Below are 20,505 nucleotides of genomic sequence, written 5' to 3'. Positions count from 1 at the left end.
CGGGTTAGGACGAATCGTGTGGAAATGCGGATTTCGGCGATGAAAACTGTTGAGCCGGTCATGGGACATATGGCCGGACTCGCGGCCTGTGCTGACGCGAGCTACCTAACTCTGAGAGGAAGTGCAATGTCGGAAAACAAGAAACAAACATCGCAGAAGGTCGCCCATCTCGCGGCGGAAACGCTGAACGATCCGAAGGCATCGGCAATCGCGAAGAGCCTCGCGGCGTCGGCCCTGTCGCAGACGCATTCGAACAAGCAGACGAGCGCCGGGATGGAACACAAGGCAAGCGAAGTGCTTCATAGCGGCAAGTATTCCAAGGACACGAAGACGCTGGCCGCGTCAGTGCTCGCGCAGGCCAACAAGGAACGCAAGCTCAAGTAATAAAAAAAGCGCGCTGCCGGCAACAGCCGGCAGCGCGCCTTGCATCACGAAGCGAAATCGCTCAGCGCGTCAGCAGCAACGCGTTCGTGCGCTTCACGAAGCTCGCCGGATCCTCCAGCGATCCGCCTTCCGCGAGCAACGCCTGATCGAAGAGCAGATGACACCAGTCGCCGAAATGGGCATTCTCGGCGTTCAGCCCCTTCACCAGCGGATGCTCCGGATTCACTTCCAGGATCGGCTGCATCTGCGGCGCCTGCTGGCCCGCTGCCTTCAGCATGCGCTGGAGGTAGCCGCTCATGTCGCCTTCATCGGCGACGAGGCACGACGGCGAATCGGTGAGACGGAACGTGAGGCGCACGTCCTTCGCCTTGCCTTCGAGCACTTCCTTCATCTTCTCGACGAGCGGCTTCATTTCCTCGCCGACCTTCTCCTGCTGCTGCTTTTCCTCGTCGTTCAGCGCGCCGAGGTCGAGATCGCCGCGCGCGACGCTTTGCAACGGCTTGCCGTCGAATTCGTTGAGGAACGAGAGCATCCATTCATCGACGCGCTCCGTCAGCAGCAGCACTTCCACGCCCTTCTTGCGGAACACTTCGAGATGCGGACTGTTCTTCGCGGCCTGCCAGCTGTCGGCGGTGACGTAGTAGATCTTCGTCTGCTCGGGCTTCATGCGCGCGACGTACTCGGCGAGCGAGACGTTCTGCTCGTCGGTGTCGTTGTGCGTCGAGGCGAAGCGCACCAGCTTCGCGATACGCTCGCGATTGCCGAAGTCCTCGCCGATGCCTTCCTTGAACACCTGGCCGAATTCCTTCCAGAAGGTCGCGTACTTTTGCTTGTCGGCGTCTTCGGTGGCTTCCGCCGACGACGTCGCCAGATCTTCCAGCATCGAGAGCACGCGCTTGGTCACGCCTTCGCGGATCGCCTTCACATCGCGGCTTTCCTGCAGGATTTCGCGCGAGACGTTCAACGGCAGATCGGCCGAATCGACCACGCCCTTCACGAAACGCAAATACTGCGGCAACAGTTGCTCGGCGTCATCCATGATGAACACGCGCTTCACGTAGAGCTTCAGCCCGCTCTTGTGATCGCGGTTCCACAGGTCGAACGGCGCGTGCTTCGGCACGTACAGCAGTTGCGTGTACTCGCTGCGGCCTTCGACGCGATTGTGCGTCCACGCGAGCGGATCGTCGTGATCGTGCGAAAGGTGCTGGTAGAACTGCTTGTACTGCTCTTCCGTGATGTCGTTTTTCCCGCGCGTCCAGAGCGCGCTCGCCTGGTTGACGGTCTCGTCCTCGTCCTTCTCGACCATCTCGCCCTTTTCCGCGTCCCACTCTTCCTTCTTCATCAGGATCGGCAGCGCGACGTGGTCCGAGTACTTCTGGATGATCGACTTGAGCTTGTGGGTCGACAGCAACTCGTCTTCGTCGGCGCGCAGGTGCAGCGTGATGGTCGTGCCGCGTTGCGCGCGCTCGATGTCCTCGACTTCGAAATCGCCCTCGCCCGCGCTCGTCCAGCGCACGCCTGCGCTCGCCGGCAAGCCGGCGCGCCGCGTTTCGACCGTGATCTTGTCCGCGACGATGAAACCCGAGTAGAAGCCTACGCCGAACTGGCCGATGAGCGCGGCGTCCTTCTGCTGGTCGCCGGAGAGCTTCGAGAAGAATTCCTTGGTGCCCGAGCGCGCGATCGTGCCGAGATGCGAGATCGCTTCTTCACGGCTCATGCCGATGCCGTTGTCGTCGATGGTGATGGTGCGCGCGGTCTTGTCGTAAGACACGCGGATGCGCAGGTCGGAGTCGTTTTCGTACAGCGCGCTGTTTTCGATGGCCTCGAAGCGCAGCTTGTCGGCGGCGTCGGACGCGTTCGAAATCAGCTCGCGCAGGAAAATTTCCTTGTTGCTGTAGAGCGAATGGATCATCAGATGCAGAAGCTGCTTCACTTCTGCCTGAAAGCTCATGGTTTCTTGTGCCATGGTCGGGTCCTCTAGTTGGGTTTTCGATGATGTCGGAGCGCGCCGGGAAGCGCCATCGCCTCGAGCGAATTGGCGTCAGATGGGGCGCCTCGGGACAATTTCAAGAGCCGAAAGCGTATTTTCCCTCACCGTCCGCCGTGTGGAACAATTCCGCCGATGACCCCCGCCGATGACCCCAACGGAGCCCGCCGGTGAAAATGTCCGTCGCGCTGCGCGCCGCCTGTTCGCGCGCGCTCGGCCGCCCGCGCGACGCGCGCCCGCTCACGCGCGGCGAGATCGCGATCGCGCGGCTCGTGTTCGCCGATTCGATCGATTATTCGACCGTCCGCGTTCACGACACAGGCTATCTGCCGTTCGGCCTACAACCCGCGCACACGGCGATGGCGCCGAACGGCCAGCTGTATTTTCCGAAAGCCTGCTTCCGCGACGATTTCTCGACCGACCTCGCCTCGCAGATGTGGTTCATCCACGAGATGACGCACGTCTGGCAGCATCAGCTGGGCTACTGGGTGAGGCTGCGCGGCGCGGTGCGGATCGGCCTTCGCTACGGCTACACGCTCGCGCCGCACAGACGCCTTCGCGATTACAACATGGAAGCGCAGGGCAACCTGATCGCCGATTATTTCGCGCTCGCGCATCGGGGCGGCGAAGGACGGCGCCATCTCTACGAGCACAAATACCGGAGCCATCCCGACGCGCTCGCGCGCTTCGAGACGGTGCTCGCCGACTTCATCGCCGATCCGTCCAGCCGCCGGAATCTGCCGCGCAGCGCCCTGACCCGCACGATCTGATCCGAGCGCGCGCGCCGCCTAAACCCGCCGTCCGGCCTTGTCGAGATGACTCGCGAAGAGCGCAGGCAGCGCCGGATCGCCGCAATTGGCGATGTTGAAGCGCATCCACGTCGTTGGCGACTGATGCGGCGAAAACAGGCTCCCCGGCGTCAGCAAAAAGCCGGCTTCGTGGCCCGCGGCCGCGAGCGCTTCGGAATCGACGCCCGCGTCCGCCCAGAAAAACATCCCTGCCAACGGCTGGGAAAAGAGCCGGAAACCGGTCGATTCCAGCATGCGTGCGGTCTTTTCGCGCACGCCGTCGAGCCGAGCGCGCAGCCGTTCGACGTGGCGCCGGTAATGGCCTTCCGTCAGCACCTTGTAGAGCACGCGCTCGTTCAGTTCCGGGCTCGTCATGCCGACGAGCATCTTCTGGTCGGCGAGCGCCTTCGCCACCTCCGCCGACGCCGCCACGTAACCCACGCGCAGGTTCGCCGCGAGCGTCTTCGAAAAGCTGCCGAGGAAGATCACGCGTTTCAGCTGATCGAGGCTCGCGAGGCGCGTCGCGGGGTAGCCGGGCGGCGCGAGATCGCCGTAGACGTCGTCCTCGACGACGATGAAGTCGTAGGCTTCGGCCAGTTGCAGGATGCGGAACGCCTGCGCCGCGGTCAGCGACGTGCCCGTCGGGTTCTGCAGCACCGAATTGACGACGAGCATCTTCGGCCGCCAGGTCTGGACCATCGTCTCCAGCGCGTCGAGATCGGGGCCGTCGGGCGTGTACGGCATCCCGACGAGCCGCGCGCCCTGCGACGCAAAGCGCCCGAACATCTGGAACCACGCCGGATCGCCGACGATCACCGTATCGCCCGGCTGCACGTAGAGGCGCGCGATCAGGTCGATCGCCTGGGTGATGCCGGAAACCGTCACGATCTGCTGCGTCGATGCGCCGATTTCCAGTTCCGCGAGCCGCGTCTGCAATTGCTGGCGCAGCGGCAGGAAACCCTGCGGCGTGCCGAAACCGAGCAGTTGCGCGCCGCTCTGCCGGCTCATCGAACGCAGCGCGCTCGTGATCAGTTCGCCGTCGAGCCACTGGGTCGGCAAATAGCCGAGCCCCGGCCCCTTTACCGGGCTCGACGTCTGCAGCATGTTGCGCAACAGCCAGACGACGTCGATCGTGCTCCGTACCGGTTCGCGCTCGGCGCTGGCAAGCGGGCTCGCGACCGGCGTCGCGGCCGCGCGGTCGCGGACATAGAAGCCGGAGCCGCGCCGCGAATCGAGATAGCCGTGCGCGACGAGCCGCTCATACGCCTCGACGACGGTAAAACGCGACACGCCCTTGTCGAGCGCGAGCTTGCGGATCGACGGCATGCGCATGCCGGGGCGGAACACGCGTTCGTCGATGCGCCGCCGTCCCCACTGGACGAGCTGGTCGACGAGCGTCAGTTGCGGCGCGTCGTGCGGCGCGGGAATCAGGTCGAGAGGCACGGACATCGGCGGCTCCGGTTCGCTGCGTTGGATCGGCGCGTTGATTTTGGTGAAAACTGTACCGAATAGTATGGGTCCGATTGTACCGTTACTGTGCAGGTGATAGGCGCTACATTCGTCCTTCCGGGAATGTGCTCGACATGGCGCGGCCACCGGCGCAGAGTCGAACGGTTATGCTGTCGGCCCTGATTTCCCTTGCCTGAATCGTCATGACCGTTCACACGTCCGCCCCCGCGTTTCAACGCGCCCTGAAGCTGGATCATCTCGTCGTCGCCGCGCGCACGCTCGAAGAGGGCGAACGGTTCGTCGCCGGCAAGTTCGGCGTCGGGACGGCCGGCGGCGGCGCGCATCCGCTGATGCGCACCCATAACCGGCTCCTCAACCTGTGGGGCGGCGCGTATCTGGAAGTGATCGCGATCGACCCCGACGCGCCGCCCGCCGATGCGCCGCGCGCGCGTCTTTTCGCGCTCGACGATCCGGCGATGCAGGCGCGCATCGAAAGCGGGCCGCAGCTCGTGCACTGGGTCGTGCGCGTCGACCGGCCGCGGCTCGTCGCGCGCTGGCAGGCGCAGTACCCGGAGCGCATCGCGCCCGTCGTGCCGATGTCGCGCGGCGCGAGCACCTGGGCGCTGACCGTGCCGGACGACGGCGCGTTTCCCGCGTGGCAAGGCGCGGGCGACGGCGTCGTGCCCTCGCTGATCCAGTGGGACACGACCCGGCATCCGTCGGCCGCGCTGCCGGAGACGGGCATCGCGCTGCGCTCGCTGACGGGCTACCACCCGCGCGCCGAGACGATTGCGGAACAGCTCGCGTGGCTCGGCGCGGCGCATCTGATGCGCATCGAGCCGACCTCCGGCGCGCCGGGCATCGTCGCGGAATTCGAACTGCCGGACGGTTCGATCGTGACGCTCGGCGAATCGGCGGAAGCGGCGGAATCGGCGCGGCATGCAATGGCCGAAGCGGACGAAGCAAAAAAATCGCGCCGGCGCGCGAAGAGCAAAAAGCCGGACGACGAAAGCGAGGCGCATGCGCCGGACGAAGCGCCCGACACCGCGCAAGACCCGGCCCACGCGCTTTCGCGACAACCCGAATAACCGGTCGACGGGTCTTCATCCCGCCGCCCCATACAACAGGAGATTCGTCCCGATGAAGACCCGCGAAACCGAGGGCATGCTGCTCGGCCTGATCGGCGTGATCATTTTCAGCCTGACGCTGCCGATGACGCGCATCGTCGTGCAGGAAGTTCATCCGCTCCTGAACGGCCTCGGCCGCGCGCTCGTCGCGGCGATTCCGGCCGCCGCGCTGCTCGTCTGGCGCCGCGAACGCCGGCCGACCTGGCCGCAGGTCAAGAGCCTCGCGGTCGTCTCGCTCGGCGTGATCATCGCGTTTCCGGTGTTTTCCGCCTGGGCGATGAAGACCGTGCCGGCGTCGCACGGCGCGGTCGTGAACGGCTTGCAGCCGCTGTGCGTCGCGATTTACGCGGCGTGGCTTTCGCACGAGCGGCCGTCGAAAGCGTTCTGGGCGAGCGCGCTCGCGGGCAGCGCGATCGTCGTCGCGTTCGCGCTGCAAGCGGGCGGCGGCGTGCAGGCCGGCGACCTGCTGATGCTCGTCGCGGTCGGCATCGGCGCGCTCGGCTATGCGGAAGGTGCGCGCCTCGCGCGCCAGATGGGCGGCTGGCAGGTGATCTGCTGGGCGCTCGTGCTGTCGGCGCCGTTTCTGCTGCTGCCGGTCGGCGGGCTCTGGTGGGCGCATCAGGCGGCGCATCCGGAACCGCTCGCGTGGCGCACGTGGCTCGCGTTCGGCTACGTCACGCTCTTTTCGCAGTTCATCGGCTTCTTCGCGTGGTACGCGGGGCTCGCGATGGGCGGCATCGCGCGCGTCGGACAGGTGCAGCTCCTGCAAATCTTCTTCACGATGGCATTCTCGGCGCTCTTCTTCGGCGAGCACGTGGAGGCGTCGACGTGGATCTACGCCGCCGCCGTGATCGCGACCGTCGTGCTCGGCCGCAAGGCTGCCGTGCGCACGGCGCCGCCGCCGCTCGGGCCGTCTTCGACGGCGCCGGGCGCGGCTTCCGCCCGCCCCACGGTGCGCCCGACGAACTCAAGATGACCCGAGCGAGCGATAATCGGATTCCTGGCGCCGCTTGTCGACGCCCATCGTTGAACGCCCCGAAACCCGCCGACCAGGCCCATTGAAAAAACGCAGCCCCGCTGCAATCGAGACGACCGAGGACCCCATGAATCAAGCCGACCTTCGCGCCACGCACTGGCAACTTTCCGAACGCGCCCGCAAGCTGACCAGCTCGGCGATCCGCGAGATCCTGAAAGTCACGGAGCGGCCCGAAGTCATTTCGTTCGCGGGCGGCCTGCCCTCGCCGGCGACCTTCCCGGTCGAGCAGATGCGCCGCGCGTCGGAACACATCCTGCGCGACCAGCCGTCCGCCGCCCTGCAATACAGCGCGACCGAAGGCTTCATGCCGCTGCGCGAATGGGTCGCGGCGCGGTATTCGGTCGGCGGCGCGCATATCCGCGCATCGCAGGTGCTGATCACGACGGGGTCGCAGCAGGCGCTCGACCTGCTCGGCAAGGTGCTGGTCGATCCGGCGAGCCGCGTGCTCGTCGAGACGCCGACCTACCTCGGCGCGCTGCAGTCGTTCTCGCTCTTCGAGCCGGACTACGTGCAGGTGCCGACCGACGAGCACGGCCTGATCCCCGAGCGGCTCGACGCCGCGCTCACCGCGGGCGCGCGCCTGTTGTACGCGCAGCCGAACTTCCAGAACCCGACCGGCCGGCGCCTGCCGCTCGAACGTCGCAGGGCGCTTGCCGAGTTCGCGCAGCGCGCCGCGTTCCCGATCATCGAGGACGATCCCTACGGCGCGCTCGACTACGCGGGCGCCCCGCTGCCCACGATGCTCTCGATGGCGCCCGACCACATCGTGCATCTCGGCTCGTTCTCGAAGGTGCTGGCGCCGGGTCTGCGGGTCGGCTACATCATCGCGCCCGAGGAACTGCACTTCAAACTGGTGCAGGCGAAGCAGGCCACCGACCTGCACACGCCGAGCCTCACGCAGCGTATCGTCCATGAAGTCGTGAAGGACGGCTTCCTCGACCAGCACGTGCCGACCATCCGCGCGCTCTATCGCGACCAGTGCGCGGCGATGCTCGCGGCGCTGGAACATCACATGCCCGCCGGAGTCGAATGGAACCGGCCGGAGGGCGGCATGTTCGTGTGGGTGACGCTGCCGAAGCACATCGACACGATGACGCTGCTCGAAGCGGCGATCGAGCAGCATGTCGCGTTCGTGCCGGGCGGCCCGTTCTTCGCGAACGAGGCCGAGCACAATACGCTGCGGCTGTCGTTCGTGACCGTGCCGCCGGCGAAGATCGACGAAGGCGTCGCGAAGCTCGGCGCGCTGATCCGCGCGCGTCTCTGATCAACTGAACCAGGAGCCTTTGATGGCCGAATCGAATGTGTACGACAAGCTGAAGGAACTCGGCATCGAGCTGCCCAGCGCGGGCGCGCCCGCCGCCGCCTACGTAATGAGCGCGCAAAGCGGCAACACGGTGTACCTGTCGGGCCATATCGCGAAGAAGGACGGCAAGGTCCACGCCGGCAAGCTCGGCGACACGCTCGCCACCGAGGAAGGCCGTGCCGCCGCGCGTTCCGTCGCGATCGACCTGATCGCCACCCTGCATGCGCACGTCGGCGACCTGAACCGCGTGCAGCGCATCGTCAAGGTGATGAGCCTCGTCAACTCCACGCCCGACTTCACCGAGCAGCACGTCGTGACGAACGGCGCGTCGGAACTGATCGCCGAAGTCTTCGGCGAGCGCGGCAAGCATGCGCGCTCGGCTTTCGGCGTCGCGCAGATTCCGATGGGCGCGTGCGTCGAGATCGAGCTGATCGCCGAAGTCGCCTGAACGGCGCAGGTCGACCGAAGCCCGGCGCCGCGAGGTCCCGGGCTTTTTTGCGCGCCGTCGTTCCGTCGCTTTCCCTTCACGCTTCTTACGGTTCACTTCCCATGCCAGCACGAACGGTTCGTTTCCGACAGGTCGACGTCTTCACTTCCGTGGCCTTCAAGGGCAATCCGCTTGCCGTCGTCTTCGATGCCGACGATCTGTCGGCCGACGCGATGCAGGCGATCGCGCGCTGGACCAATCTCTCCGAGACCACGTTCCTGCTGCGTCCCACCGACCCCGCCGCCGACTATTGCGTGCGCATCTTCACGACGTCGAGGGAACTGCCGTTCGCCGGGCACCCGACGCTCGGCACCGCGCACGCGCTGCTCGAAAGCGGCTACACGCCGAAGCAGCCGGGACGGCTCGTGCAGCAATGCGGTGTCGGACTCGTGCCGATCGTCGAACGCGACACCGGCGCGTGGGCGTTCGCCGCGCCGCCCGCGCGCATCGAGCCGCTCGGCGATGCGCAGCTACAACGCCTCGACGCGGCTTTCGCGCCGGGCGTAATCGATTTCAGCGCGCCGCCGTGCGCGGTGGACAATGGCGTGCCGTGGCTCGTCGTGCGCCTGAACACCGCCGCCGACGTGCTCGCGCTCGCGCCGCATCGCGATGCCATGACCGCCCTCGTCGCCGATACCGCGACGCTCGGCCTCGCGGCTTTTGGTCCGCACGACGGCGCGCAAAAGGACCCGGCCGCGCCCGCCACGTTCGAGCTGCGCGCCTTGCTGTACGGGGCCGAGAACGGCGAAGACCCCGTCACGGGGAGCGCGAACGCCGCACTCGCCTGCCTGCTCAGCGCGCAGAACCGGCGGCCGGGCCACTCGTTTACAGTTCGACAAGGGACCGTAATCGGACGAGACGGCCGGATTTTCGTCGATTACGATCACGATGGCGCCGATGCGCGCGCGTGGATCGGCGGCCATACGGTGACGGTCGTCGAGGGGACGTTCCGCCTTTGATGCACCGCCGGTGCGTGTTTTCGATCCGGCGCGGGGACGTGTATACCCGCAGCGACTGTGCTTCCTTAATTCTGAAGCCTTAAGTAATATCTGAACAATCAGTGACCGGATTATTAGACAAGACAAACGGGGCAGCAAAACGGCAAGCTTGGCCGACCCCGAAATGAGGCGGCGTGCGTGCGCGCCAGGGCGCAAACGTATGCATACCGGCCGGTGGCGGCCGTCCAATGGGGCAACAATGGATGTCGGATGTCAGCAGGATTCGAGCAGCGTGCCCGGCGCGTTGTCCGAAAGAGCGTCCCCGGCAGCCGTTCCGCATGCGTCAGCGCACACGATCGGGCACACTTCTGTCGCTGGCCCGATTCTTCCCCGGCCTGATCGGCTTTACCCAGTAGCGCAGTCGAGCGTCAGGCACGCCGCGCTGAATTGCCCACGGATATCAGCGAGCACATGAATCGAACCCGGCCAAAAGTGTCACGCGACGGCCAGCACAGCGGTTTGCCGCCCCGCCGCCGGCGAGCGCTCTTCGTCATCCCCGTGCTCGGGACACTCGTGCTCGTCCTCTTGTGGACGGTGATTTTCGCGCGGCTCGCGGTCGAGCGCGAAGCGACCACGCACGAGTCGATGGCCTCCGCCGCGATCCTGTCGTCGGCGCTCGAACAGCACACGATCAAGGCGATCCATCAGGTCGACCAGGTGACGCGCTTCGTCAAATACGAGTACGAGAAGTCGCCGGAAAACTTCAACCTCATCTCGACCGTCGAAAAAGGCGTCGTTCAGAGCGATACGCTCGTGCAGGTGTCGCTCATCGACGAATACGGCACGCTCGTCGCGAATACCGCCGACCCGCATCCGAAGCCGATCGACCTCTCCGACCGCGAGCACTTCAAGGTCCACGCGCATTCCAACGACGACCTGCTCTACATCAGCCGTCCGGTGCGCGGCCGCGTGTCGGGCCTCTGGACGCTGCAGATCACCCGGCGCCTGAATCATCCGGACGGCTCGTTCGCGGGCGTGGTCGTCGTGTCGGAAGACCCGACCTACTTCACGAGCGACTTCTACAACGTCGCCTCGATCGGGCGCGAAGGCGTGATCGCCGTCGTCTCCGACAACGGCTCGGTGCTCGCGCGCAACACCGGCGCGGGCGCGTCCGAGGGCACCGGCGCGAGAACCTCCGTCACGAGCAAGAACGACGCGAAGAGCGCCGCCGAACGCGCCCGCGGCGACTTCACCGCGAGCGGCGTGTACCCGACCTCCGACCACGCATCCGGCATCTACGTCGATCCGATCGACAACGTGAAGCGCATCGTGTCGTACCGGCACATCGACGGCTATCCGCTCGGCGTGCTGGTCGGCTTGTCGGAGAAGGAAGAGTTCATCGACTACAACCACACGCGCAACGTTTATCTTCTGATGGCGACGTTCATCTCGCTGGCGATGCTCGGCTTCTTCGGCGTGGCGACGGGGCTGATCGGCAAGCTGCTCGGGCGCGAGCGCGAGATGACGCATCTCGTCGAGTTCGATCTGCTGACGGGCCTGCGCAACCGTTATTCGACGTTGCAGGCGCTGCGCCACGACGTGGCGCAGGCGGACAATCTCGGGCGCCTCGCGCTGCTCTTCATCGACCTCGACAACTTCAAGACGGTGAACGACACGCTCGGTCACAACGCCGGCGACATCGTGTTGCAGATGACGGCGTCGCGGCTTGCGGAGACGGTCGGCGAGAACGGCCGGCTGTCGCGGATCGGCGGCGACGAGTTCGTCGTCGTGGTGAAGGGCGACGAGGTCGAGCGGCGTGCGGTGGAACTCGCCGAAGCGATCTCGACGATGTTCGCGACGCCCTTCGACGTGCGCGGCAGCGCATTCGTGCTGCACGCGAGCATCGGCATTGCGCTCTTTTCGGTGTCCAACGAGAGCGAGATCGACCTGCTCAAGAAGGCCGACCTCGCGATGTATAGCGCGAAGGACGCGGGCCGCAACTGCTATCAGTTCTATTCGCCGCACCTGTCGCATCGCGCGGATCATCTGATGAAGTGGGAGCAGCAACTGCGCGTCGCGCTCACCGAGCGGCAGTTGTTCCTCGCGTATCAGCCGAAGATCGATCTCGCGCGGCGCTGCATCACCGGTTTCGAGGCGCTCGTGCGCTGGAACCATCCGCAGCACGGACTGATTCCGGCCAACGAGTTCATTCCGGTGGCGGAATCGACGGGACTGATCGTGCCCGTCGGCGACTTCGTGATCCACACCGCCTGCATGCAGCTCGCCCAGTGGCAGCGCGACGGTTATACGGGGCTGTCGCTCGCCGTGAACATTTCGGCAGTGCAGTTCTGGCGCGGCGACCTGCTGGAGACGGTGGCGCGCGCGATCACCGAAAGCGGCATTCCCGCCGACAAGCTCGAACTCGAAATCACCGAGACGGTGATGGTCGAATATCCGGAACTGGTGCAGGAGAAGATCGCAGCGTTGAAGCGCCTCGGCGTGCGGATCGCGCTGGACGATTTCGGCACGGGGTATTCGTCGCTGTCGTATCTGAACCGTTTTTCCGTCGATACGCTGAAGGTGGACCGCTCGTTCATCCAGGCGATTCCCGAGGATCGCAGCGTCTGCGTGATGGTCTCGGCGATCATCAATCTGGCGCGTTCGCTCGGATTGACGGTCGTCGTCGAAGGGACGGAAAAGGAAGAGCAGATTGCGTGGCTAGCGGCGCTCGGGCCGATCGAAGCGCAGGGCTTTCTCTTTTCGCGCCCGGTGCCCGCCGACGGCGTGCAGGCGCTGCTCGACCGGTTCGGCGTGTGCGGATGGCCGAAGGGCAAAGCGCCGAAGCGCCTCGCCGGGCATGGGAACGAGCCTTTCCCGACGGCGCTCACCGACGAGCGCGGCGGGCGGTAATCGACGGCGCGATCGGCCGATCGTCGAACATCGTTCGACTTTTGAGCACGCCCCGCGCGCTTTAGCGGCCCGGGCCGCGCGGCTCCATGAAGCCGCCAAAGAACGCCCGCGCGTTATCGCCGAGACTCTCGATGTGATATCCGCCTTCCTGCACGATGAGCGTCGGCAATCCGAGCGAGCCGATCGCGCGCCCCAGCCGTCCGAAGCCTTCGGTCGTCACCGCGACCATCGCCTGCGGATCGTCCTTGTAGATGTCGAAGCCCAGCGCCAGCACGAGCGCGTCCGGCTGAAAGCGCCCGAGCGCGCGCAACGCGGCATCGACCTGTTCGAAGAACACCGCCTCGCTCGACCCGTGCGGCATCGGCAGATTGACGTTGTAGCCGTCGCCCGCGCCCGCGCCGCGCTCGTCCTCGTAGCCCGCGACAACCGGATAGAAATTCGTCGGATCGCCGTGGACCGAGACGTACAGCACGTCGTCGCGTCCGTAGAAAATCTCCTGCACGCCCTGTCCGTGGTGCATGTCGGTATCGAGAATCGCGACGCGGCCAAACCGCGCGCGCAGCGCCTCTGCCGCGATTGCCGCGTTGTTCAGGTAACAGAAACCGCCCGCCGCCTCGGCGCGCGCATGATGACCCGGCGGCCGGCACACGGCGTACGCTTCGCGCGCGCCGTCCGCGATGGCCGCCGCGCCCGCCGCCGCGCATTGCGCCGACCAGTACGCGGACCGGTAAGTATCCGGCCCGACCGGGCAACTGCCATCGGCGAGATAGCGCGCCGCCTGCGCCAGCACGCCGCGCAGCGGATTGCCCTCGCGCACGTAGATGTTCGACATCACTTCGTCGCCCCAGTCCTGTGGGACCTTCTTCCACTCGGCGTGCGCCTCTTCGAGAAAGCGCAGATAGTTCATGCCGTGCACGGCGGCAAGCGGCGCCGTGCCGAAATCGGCCGGCTCGCGCACGTCGAAGCCGAGCGATTTCGCCGCCTCGACGAGCGCAAGCGCGCGCTCCGGCACTTCCTGCGGCGTGCGCATCTGGCCGCGCGACAGATAGCTGCGCGGATGGTGTTTCAGTTGCTCAGGATGAAAGTAAGTCAGCATCGGGTTCGTTCCTGTTGAATCATGCTTCGACGTGCGCGTGCGCGACGGCCCGCGCGAGCACTGCGTTCACGAGCACGTTCGCGCCGCAGGTGACGTCCTCGGGCAGCGCGTCCTCGGCCTCGTTGTGCGACAGGCCATCGACGCACGGGATGAACACCATCGCCGTGGGCACGTGGCGCGCGAGATGGATCGCGTCGTGTCCGGCGCCGCTCACGATGGGTTCGTGCGCGTAGCCGAGCTGCGTCACCGCGTCCTGCACGAGCGCGACGCATTCGGCGTCGAACGGCGTCGCGGGACTTTTCCAGTACGTGTCGATGCAGACTTCGAGTCCGCGCGCCTTCGCGATCTCGCCGAACGCTTCGCGCACGTCGCGCTCCATCGCGTCGATTTGCGCATCGTCGGGATGACGCAAATCGACCGTGAACGCGACGCGTCCGGCAATCGTGTTGCGCGACGAATTCGGAATCGCGACCTGACCGATCGTGACGAGCCCCAGCGGCGCAAAACGCTCCGCGATCGCTTCGAGTTGCAGCGCCATCGCGGCGCTCGCGAACAGCGCGTCGCGGCGGTACGGCATCGGCGTCGTGCCCGCATGCGCCGCGACGCCAGTCACGCTCACGTCGAGCCAGCGAATCGCCTGCCCGCCCGTCACCACGCCGATCGGATTGCCGTGGCTTTCCAGCATCGGCCCCTGTTCGATATGCGCCTCGAAGTACGAATCCACCGGCTGGCCGTTCGCGCGGCGCTTGCCCGCGTAGCCGCAGTGCGCGAGTGCATCGCGCAGGCGGATGCCGTTCGCGTCCTGCGTGTCGAGCGCGGCGGCAAGCGGCGTCGCGCCGACGAACACCGCCGAGCCGAGCATCGCCGGCGTGAAGCGCGCGCCTTCCTCGTTGGTCCACGAGACGATCTCGATCGGCTTTTCCGTGACGATGCCGGCATCGTTGAACGTGCGCACGAGTTCGAGCGCGGCGAGCACGCCGTAGACGCCGTCGAAGCGCCCGCCTTCCGGCTGGGTGTCGAGATGGCTGCCGATCACGACGGGCGCGAGCGACGCATCCGCGCCTTCGCGCCGCGCGAACAGGTTGCCGACTTCATCGACTTCGACCGTCATGCCCGCCTCGCGGCACCACGTCGCGAAGAGATCGCGGCCGCGCTTATCGTCTTCGGTGAGGGCGAGGCGGCGCACGCCACCCTTCGCCGTGGCGCCGACCTGCGCCATTTCCATCAGGCTTGCCCACAGTCGCGGGCCGTTGACTTGCAGCATGGCTTCAAAATCCTCCTGGCAATTCAATGCGATGGCACGGCGTCGAGCGCATCGGCGCGGCGGTGCTTGAGCGCGTCGAGCGCGACGATGCACACGAGCGACAGCCCCGCGAGACACGTATAGAACACGGCGAGCGGCCACCACTGTCCGACGAACTTGTGCGCGAGCCAGGTGCCGACGAGCGGCGTCAGGCCGCCCGCGATCGCGCCGCACACCTGATACGACAGCGAGATCGCGGAGTAGCGCACGCGCGTCGGAAAGACGCCGGACACGAAGCCCGCGATCACCGAATAGAAGCTCGACATGCAGATCACCGCGAGCGCGATGCCGACGATCATCGACAGCCTGTCGCCGCTCTGCACGAGGATGAACATCGGGTACGGCGAGACCATCGCGCAGAGCGCGGCGAGCTTGAGAAAGCGCGCGCCGCCGAGCTTCTCGGCGAGATACGCGGCGAGCGGCTGCGTGAGGAACTGGATGATCGCGACCGCGAAGAGGCAGTCGAGGATCAGCGATTTCGTCACGCCGACGTATTGCGTCGTGTACGAGATCATGAACGTGTTGGTGAAGTAGACGCCCGCGATGCCGATCGTGTTCGCGCCGATGCACAGCGCCACGAGCCAGCCCGACGAACGGAACACTTCGGCGATCGGCAGCTCGACGGTGCGCTTCTTGTCCTTCTCGCGCTGAAACTCCGGCGACTCGTTCACGCCGATCCGGATGAAGATGCCGACGACGAGCAGCACCGCGCTCACGAGAAACGGCACCCGCCAGCCCCAGGCGATGAAGTCGGCGTGGTTCATCGACGTCACCGCGCGAAACGCGACGAGCGAAAGAATCAGCCCGGCCGGGCTGCCGAGCTGCGCGAACGACGCAAAGAACGTGCGGCGGCCTTCGGGCGCATGCTCGCCCGCCATCAGCACCGCGCCGCCCCACTCGCCGCCGACCGCGATGCCCTGCACGACGCGCAGCAGCACGAGCAGCACGGGCGCAAGCAATCCGACCTTCGCGTAGCTCGGCAGCAGGCCGACGCAGACGGTCGCGACGCCCATCATCATCAGCGTGGTCATCAGCGCTTTCTTGCGGCCGATCTTGTCGCCGAGATGGCCGAACACGATGCCGCCGAGCGGCCGCGCAAAGAAACCGACCGCGAAGGTCGCGAACGACGCCATCGTGCTCACGAACGGATCGTGCGACGGAAAGTACAGTTCGCCGAACACGAGCGCGGCGGCGGTCGCGTAGATGTAGAAGTCGTACCACTCGATCATCGTGCCGATGAACGCTGCGGCGGCGGCGCGCACCGGCTGGCGGGTTGTGTGCTGGGTCGAAATCACCGGAGTCTCCTTGGTTGGCCGGTCCGCGCCTGCGTTGCGACCGCGCGGTGTGAACGTTTTATCGCCAGCCATAAAACATTAGTCAAATTTCGGTTTATTATCTTCTGTATAAATCTGGCTAATAACGAGGGCAAGAATGACCCAGCTTCGCGCTGACGTCGCGCGCTTCCTGAACGACCGCCTCGACTGGAACCTGCTGCGCACGTTCCTCGTGATCATGCAGGAGCGCAGCGTGAGCCGCGCCGCCGCGCGGCTGCATCTGACGCAGCCCGCCGTCAGTCAGGCGCTGAAGCGCCTGGAAGACACGCTCGGGCGCAACCTGATCCAGCGGCGCGGACCGCATTTCGAGCCGACGCGCGCGGGCGAAGAGGTGTACCGGATCGCGAGCGATATCTACGGCCACATGTCGCGGCTCGAAACCGAACTCGACGACCGCACCGACGACATCACCGGTTCCATTCGCCTCTTGACGGTGAGCCGGATCGAATCGGCCGTGTACGACGAGTTTCTCGCGGAGTTTCATCGAACGTATCCGCGCATCGATCTGCATATCGAGATCATGCGCTCGTCCGACATCATTTCGTCGCTGTTGCAAAAGACCGCGACGGCGGGTCTGGGCCTCTGCCGCACGCCGGTCGACAAGCTGGAGCAGCGGTGTTTTCTGCGCCAGCGCTACGCGATCTTCTGCGGGCGGCATCACCGCTTGTTCGGACGGCAGGCGCTCACGATGGACGATTTGCTCGCGGAGAATTTCGTGTCGTTCACGAGCGACCAGATCGGCGACAGCCTCTCGCCGCTCACCGTGTTTCGCGATCAGCGCGGCTTCACGGGGAGGATCGTGGCGGCGTCGCCGAGTCTCGATGAAGTGCGCCGGCTGATTTTCGCGGGATTCGGGATCGGCTGTTTGCCGGAGCACATCGTGCGCGACGACATCGCGCAGCAGCGTCTGTGGCGGCTGCCGCCGGAAGAAGGACTGGCCGATGTGGACATCCATCTGCTCTGGCACCGCGCGCGCAAGATGAATGCGGCCGAGCAGGCGTTTCTCGACGCGATGGAAAGGACGATGCAGCGCTATTCGCTGACGGAGCGGCTCGCGCCGCGCTGAAGGTCAGAATCCGCGCGACAGCACCGCCGTGCCGACCGTCACGACGCCGAGCACGAGATTGATGACGACGAGACGCCGCACCGTGCCGACCGCACGCGCGCCATCGGGCCAGTTCTGCGCCTGCACCGCGCGGCGGATGCGCGGGAACACGGCGAAGCGGATATGCCCGAAGATCAGCATCATCACGATGCCGAGACCGGCCATCGCATGCAGCGGCCACGCAGCGTGCGCGCCGCCGTATTGCGTCAGCAGGAAGCCGCCCGTCAGCAGGATCACGAGCACCGACGCCGCCACCCAGTTGAAGAAGCGCGCGAAGACGCCTTCGAGCAGCGGCAGGCGCAATTGCGGCGTGAGGTCGCCGAGCGCGGGGCGCAGGCAGAAGTTTGCGAACACCATTCCGCCGATCCACACGGCCACGCCGAGCAGATGCAGAAAGAGCGCCACTTCGATGGCTTTGGTCATTGTGTTTCCGGAAGGGTTGTCGAATGCGGCTTGGGCTTTCGACTGAAGCCCGCCGAACCAGTTCCGGCGTTTTGAGATAAAGAAGCGCCCCGTTGCGCTTTCGCGTAACGGGGCGCGTGGCAGAGCGAACGAAATCAGCCTTCGAAGACAGGCCGCAGTTCGCTCACCTTCAGCGACGAATCCGGCGCACGGCCCTTGCGCGCGCGCTTGCCGAGATGGGGTTCGAGCGCCGCGCCGCCGAGCTTTTCCTCGCGCGCCTTGCCGCCGCGTCCCGTGCCGATCAGCAGCACGCCCTTCGCGTCGATGGCGAGCGCCTGCTTGAGCGTTTCCTTCGGATCGAGCGCCATCAGCGTGACGCCGCGGCCGCCGCCCGAGAGCGTCTTCATCTCGTCCATGCCGAAGACGAGCAGCCGTCCGCCCGACGACAGACACGCCACATGCGACGCGTTCGGCACGACCGGCATCGGCGCGAGGGGCGCGGCGCCGTCGTCGATGGTCATGAACGACTTGCCCGCCTTCACGCGGCTCACCATGTCGCCGAGTTTCGCGATGAAGCCGAAGCCGTTGTTCGACGCGAGCAGGAGCGGCTGGTCCACCGACGCCGCGTAGTAATGCAGCAGATGCGAACCCGATTCGAGTTCGATCAGCGACGTGACCGGCACGCCGTCCCCGCGCCCGCCCGGCAGCATCGCGACGGGCACCGAATACACGCGCCCGTTGCTGCCCCACGCGATCAGCATGTCGGGCGTGCGCGCCTGGAACGCGGCGTAGAGGCTGTCGCCGGCCTTGAACTGGAAGCCCGCCGGATCGAGCCCGTGGCCCTTCAGCGCGCGCACCCATCCGCGTTGCGAGACGACCACCGTCACCGGTTCGTCGACGACGCGCGCTTCGAACGTCGCGCGCTTTTCCTGCTGGATCAGCGTGCGGCGCTCGTCGCCGTACTGCTTCGCATCGGCTTCGATTTCCTTGATGAGCAGGCGCTTCATCGCGGAGTCGCTGTTGAGCAGTTCTTCGAGCTTCTCTTTCTCTGCGCGCAGTTCCTTCAATTCCTGCTCGATCTTGATCGCTTCCATCCGCGCGAGCTGCCGCAGACGGATGTCGAGGATGTCGTCGGCCTGACGCTCCGAGAGCCCGAAGCGCTCGATCAGCGCCGCTTTCGGCTCGTCGGCCTCGCGGATGATGCGGATGACTTCATCGATATTCAGGAAGACGATCATCCGCCCTTCGAGAATATGGATGCGGTCGTCGACCTTGCCCAAGCGATGCTGCGTGCGCCGCGTAACCGTCGTGAAGCGGAAGCCGACCCACTCGTGCAGGATCTCGACGAGGCCCTTCTGGCGCGGCCGGCCGTCGGCGCCGATCATCACAAGGTTGATCGCCGCGTTCGATTCGAGGCTCGTATGCGCGAGCAGCGAATGGACGAACTCGGTCTGGTCGATGCGGCTCGACTTCGGCTCGAACACGAGCCGCACGGGCGCGTCCTTGCCGGACTCGTCGCGCACGGTGTCGAGCAGCGCGAGGAGCGTCTGCTTGGTCTGCAACTGGTCGGGCGTGAGCGCCTTCTTGCCGAGCTTGATCTTCGGGTTGGTCAGTTCCTCGATTTCCTCGAGCACCTTCTGTCCCGACGTGTTCGGCGGCAATTCGGTGATGACGAGTTGCCACTGGCCGCGCGCGAGGTCTTCGATTTTCCAGCGCGCGCGCACCTTCAGGCTGCCGCGCCCGGTTTCATACGCCGCCGAGATTTCCGCCTGCGACGAGATGATCTGCCCGCCGCCCGGAAAGTCCGGCCCGGGGATCTTCTCCATCAGGCCGCCGTGGCCCATCTTCGGATCGCGGATCATCGCGACCGCCGCCGACGCGACTTCGCGCAAATTGTGCGACGGAATTTCCGTCGCCATCCCGACCGCGATGCCCGACGCGCCGTTGAGCAGCAGGAACGGCAGGCGCGCGGGCAGGAGCTTCGGCTCTTCGAACGAGCCGTCGTAGTTCGGCATGAAATCGACCGTGCCCTGGTCGATTTCGTCGAGCAGCAGTTTTGCGATCGGCGTCAGGCGCGCTTCGGTGTAGCGCATCGCCGCCGCGCCGTCGCCGTCGCGCGAGCCGAAGTTGCCCTGGCCGTCGATTAGCGGATAACGCATCGAGAAGTCCTGCGCGAGGCGCACGAGCGCGTCATACGCGGACTGGTCGCCGTGCGGGTGATACTTGCCGAGCACGTCGCCGACGACGCGCGCCGACTTCACCGGCTTCGCCGTGTTGGCGAGGCCCATTTCGTTCATCGCGAACAGGATGCGACGCTGCACGGGCTTTTGCCCGTCCGACACGTCGGGCAGCGCGCGGCCCTTCACCACGCTCACCGCGTAGTCGAGGTAGGCGCGCTCCGCATAGTCGCCGAGAGTCAGTTGCTCGCCTTCGGGCGCGGCTTCCTGTTCGGCGAAGAGATCGTCTGTGATTCCCATTGGGTTTCCATGTTTTTTTGCGTTGGTCTGCAAAGGGGTTCCAACACCGTTTGATGCGCTCGGGCTTGTGCTGAACTTGTTTTCTTAGCGGTCTATTGGCTCTGCCCCTGTCCGGGGCGGGACTTGCTTTCTTTGCTGCTGCAAAGAAAGCAGCTATTCGGCCCACAGTGTTAGGACGTGACCACCGTTGCAAGACCGAGTGGACATACCGCCTAAGTGTCGCCCTCAAGGGACCAGAGGGGCTTGGTGCGATTAACCACTGTGTCATCGCACAGTGAACTGCTTGGTAAGACAGTCATCTATCCGTCCACGCTTCGCGGACGACAGGCATAACCGAAAACACTCGGTTTGCGACCGCGACCGCAACCGCAAACATCAA

15 protein-coding genes and 1 pseudogene are annotated in these 20,505 nt (G+C 65.7%); 9 read left to right on the top strand and 7 right to left on the bottom strand.

What is annotated here, in order from left to right:
- Positions 1-126: 126 nt before the first annotated feature.
- Positions 127-384, top strand: a complete 258-nt coding sequence (locus tag QCE48_RS04310) for a hypothetical protein (protein ID WP_309785927.1) — start codon at positions 127-129, stop codon at positions 382-384.
- A 61-nt stretch (positions 385-445) separates the two neighbouring features.
- Here QCE48_RS04310 and htpG read toward each other — a convergent pair whose 3' ends face one another.
- The gene (gene htpG / locus QCE48_RS04305) at positions 446-2,350 is read right to left on the bottom strand and encodes a molecular chaperone HtpG (protein WP_309785928.1); all 1,905 of its coding nucleotides are present in this window, start codon (positions 2,348-2,350) and stop codon (positions 446-448) included.
- 197 nt (positions 2,351-2,547) lie between these two features.
- Between htpG and QCE48_RS04300 the strand changes: the two genes are divergently transcribed.
- Positions 2,548-3,141 carry a Rhs element Vgr protein gene (locus tag QCE48_RS04300; protein ID WP_309788270.1) on the top strand — a complete coding sequence of 198 codons (594 nt, stop codon included), beginning with the start codon at positions 2,548-2,550 and terminating at the stop codon, positions 3,139-3,141.
- Positions 3,142-3,159: 18 nt separating this feature from the next.
- Here QCE48_RS04300 and QCE48_RS04295 read toward each other — a convergent pair whose 3' ends face one another.
- Positions 3,160-4,608 (bottom strand): PLP-dependent aminotransferase family protein, encoded by a 1,449-nt coding sequence (locus tag QCE48_RS04295; RefSeq protein ID WP_309785929.1) that lies wholly within the window; start codon positions 4,606-4,608, stop codon positions 3,160-3,162.
- Between the two features lie 203 nt (positions 4,609-4,811).
- On the opposite strand from QCE48_RS04295, the pseudogene QCE48_RS04290 reads away from it, so the two are divergent.
- The 6 genes and pseudogenes from QCE48_RS04290 to QCE48_RS04265 form a co-directional block, all read left to right on the top strand.
- Positions 4,812-5,498 (top strand): annotated as a pseudogene (locus QCE48_RS04290) (VOC family protein); the annotation flags it as partial.
- 250 nt (positions 5,499-5,748) lie between these two features.
- Positions 5,749-6,711, top strand: a complete 963-nt coding sequence (locus tag QCE48_RS04285) for a DMT family transporter (protein WP_309785930.1) — start codon at positions 5,749-5,751, stop codon at positions 6,709-6,711.
- Between the two features lie 127 nt (positions 6,712-6,838).
- Positions 6,839-8,035: a PLP-dependent aminotransferase family protein gene (locus tag QCE48_RS04280; protein WP_309785931.1), complete on the top strand. Its 1,197-nt coding sequence runs from the start codon at positions 6,839-6,841 to the stop codon at positions 8,033-8,035.
- A 22-nt stretch (positions 8,036-8,057) separates the two neighbouring features.
- Positions 8,058-8,522, top strand: coding sequence for a RidA family protein (locus QCE48_RS04275; protein WP_309785932.1), 465 nt, complete (start codon positions 8,058-8,060; stop codon positions 8,520-8,522).
- Between the two features lie 101 nt (positions 8,523-8,623).
- Positions 8,624-9,520, top strand: coding sequence for a PhzF family phenazine biosynthesis protein (locus QCE48_RS04270; protein ID WP_309785933.1), 897 nt, complete (start codon positions 8,624-8,626; stop codon positions 9,518-9,520).
- A 450-nt stretch (positions 9,521-9,970) separates the two neighbouring features.
- Positions 9,971-12,409 carry an EAL domain-containing protein gene (locus QCE48_RS04265; protein ID WP_309785934.1) on the top strand — a complete coding sequence of 813 codons (2,439 nt, stop codon included), beginning with the start codon at positions 9,971-9,973 and terminating at the stop codon, positions 12,407-12,409.
- A gap of 61 nt (positions 12,410-12,470) precedes the next feature.
- Here QCE48_RS04265 and QCE48_RS04260 read toward each other — a convergent pair whose 3' ends face one another.
- From QCE48_RS04260 to QCE48_RS04250, 3 genes are read right to left on the bottom strand one after another with little or no spacing between them, the layout of a single operon-like run.
- Positions 12,471-13,505 carry a histone deacetylase family protein gene (locus QCE48_RS04260; RefSeq protein WP_309785935.1) on the bottom strand — a complete coding sequence of 345 codons (1,035 nt, stop codon included), beginning with the start codon at positions 13,503-13,505 and terminating at the stop codon, positions 12,471-12,473.
- Positions 13,506-13,524: 19 nt separating this feature from the next.
- On the bottom strand, positions 13,525-14,769 hold the full coding sequence (locus QCE48_RS04255; RefSeq protein WP_309785936.1) for a Zn-dependent hydrolase: 1,245 nt from the start codon (positions 14,767-14,769) through the stop codon (positions 13,525-13,527).
- Positions 14,770-14,792: 23 nt separating this feature from the next.
- Positions 14,793-16,175: an MFS transporter gene (locus tag QCE48_RS04250; RefSeq protein ID WP_404982792.1), complete on the bottom strand. Its 1,383-nt coding sequence runs from the start codon at positions 16,173-16,175 to the stop codon at positions 14,793-14,795.
- 64 nt (positions 16,176-16,239) lie between these two features.
- Between QCE48_RS04250 and QCE48_RS04245 the strand changes: the two genes are divergently transcribed.
- Positions 16,240-17,208 (top strand): LysR family transcriptional regulator, encoded by a 969-nt coding sequence (locus QCE48_RS04245; RefSeq protein WP_309785937.1) that lies wholly within the window; start codon positions 16,240-16,242, stop codon positions 17,206-17,208.
- Positions 17,209-17,211: 3 nt separating this feature from the next.
- On the opposite strand, the gene QCE48_RS04240 is transcribed toward QCE48_RS04245, so the two are convergent.
- Positions 17,212-17,670, bottom strand: a complete 459-nt coding sequence (locus tag QCE48_RS04240) for a CopD family protein (protein ID WP_087629008.1) — start codon at positions 17,668-17,670, stop codon at positions 17,212-17,214.
- 134 nt (positions 17,671-17,804) lie between these two features.
- Positions 17,805-20,126, bottom strand: coding sequence for a DNA topoisomerase IV subunit A (gene parC / locus QCE48_RS04235; RefSeq protein ID WP_309785939.1), 2,322 nt, complete (start codon positions 20,124-20,126; stop codon positions 17,805-17,807).
- Positions 20,127-20,505 lie beyond the last annotated feature (379 nt).

It is taken from the genome of Caballeronia sp. LZ024, assembly GCF_031451455.1.
GTDB classification, from domain to species: Bacteria; Pseudomonadota; Gammaproteobacteria; order Burkholderiales; family Burkholderiaceae; genus Caballeronia; species Caballeronia telluris.
The sequence above is the reverse complement of the archived record's forward strand: the minus strand, read 5'-3'. Positions and strand labels throughout refer to the sequence as shown.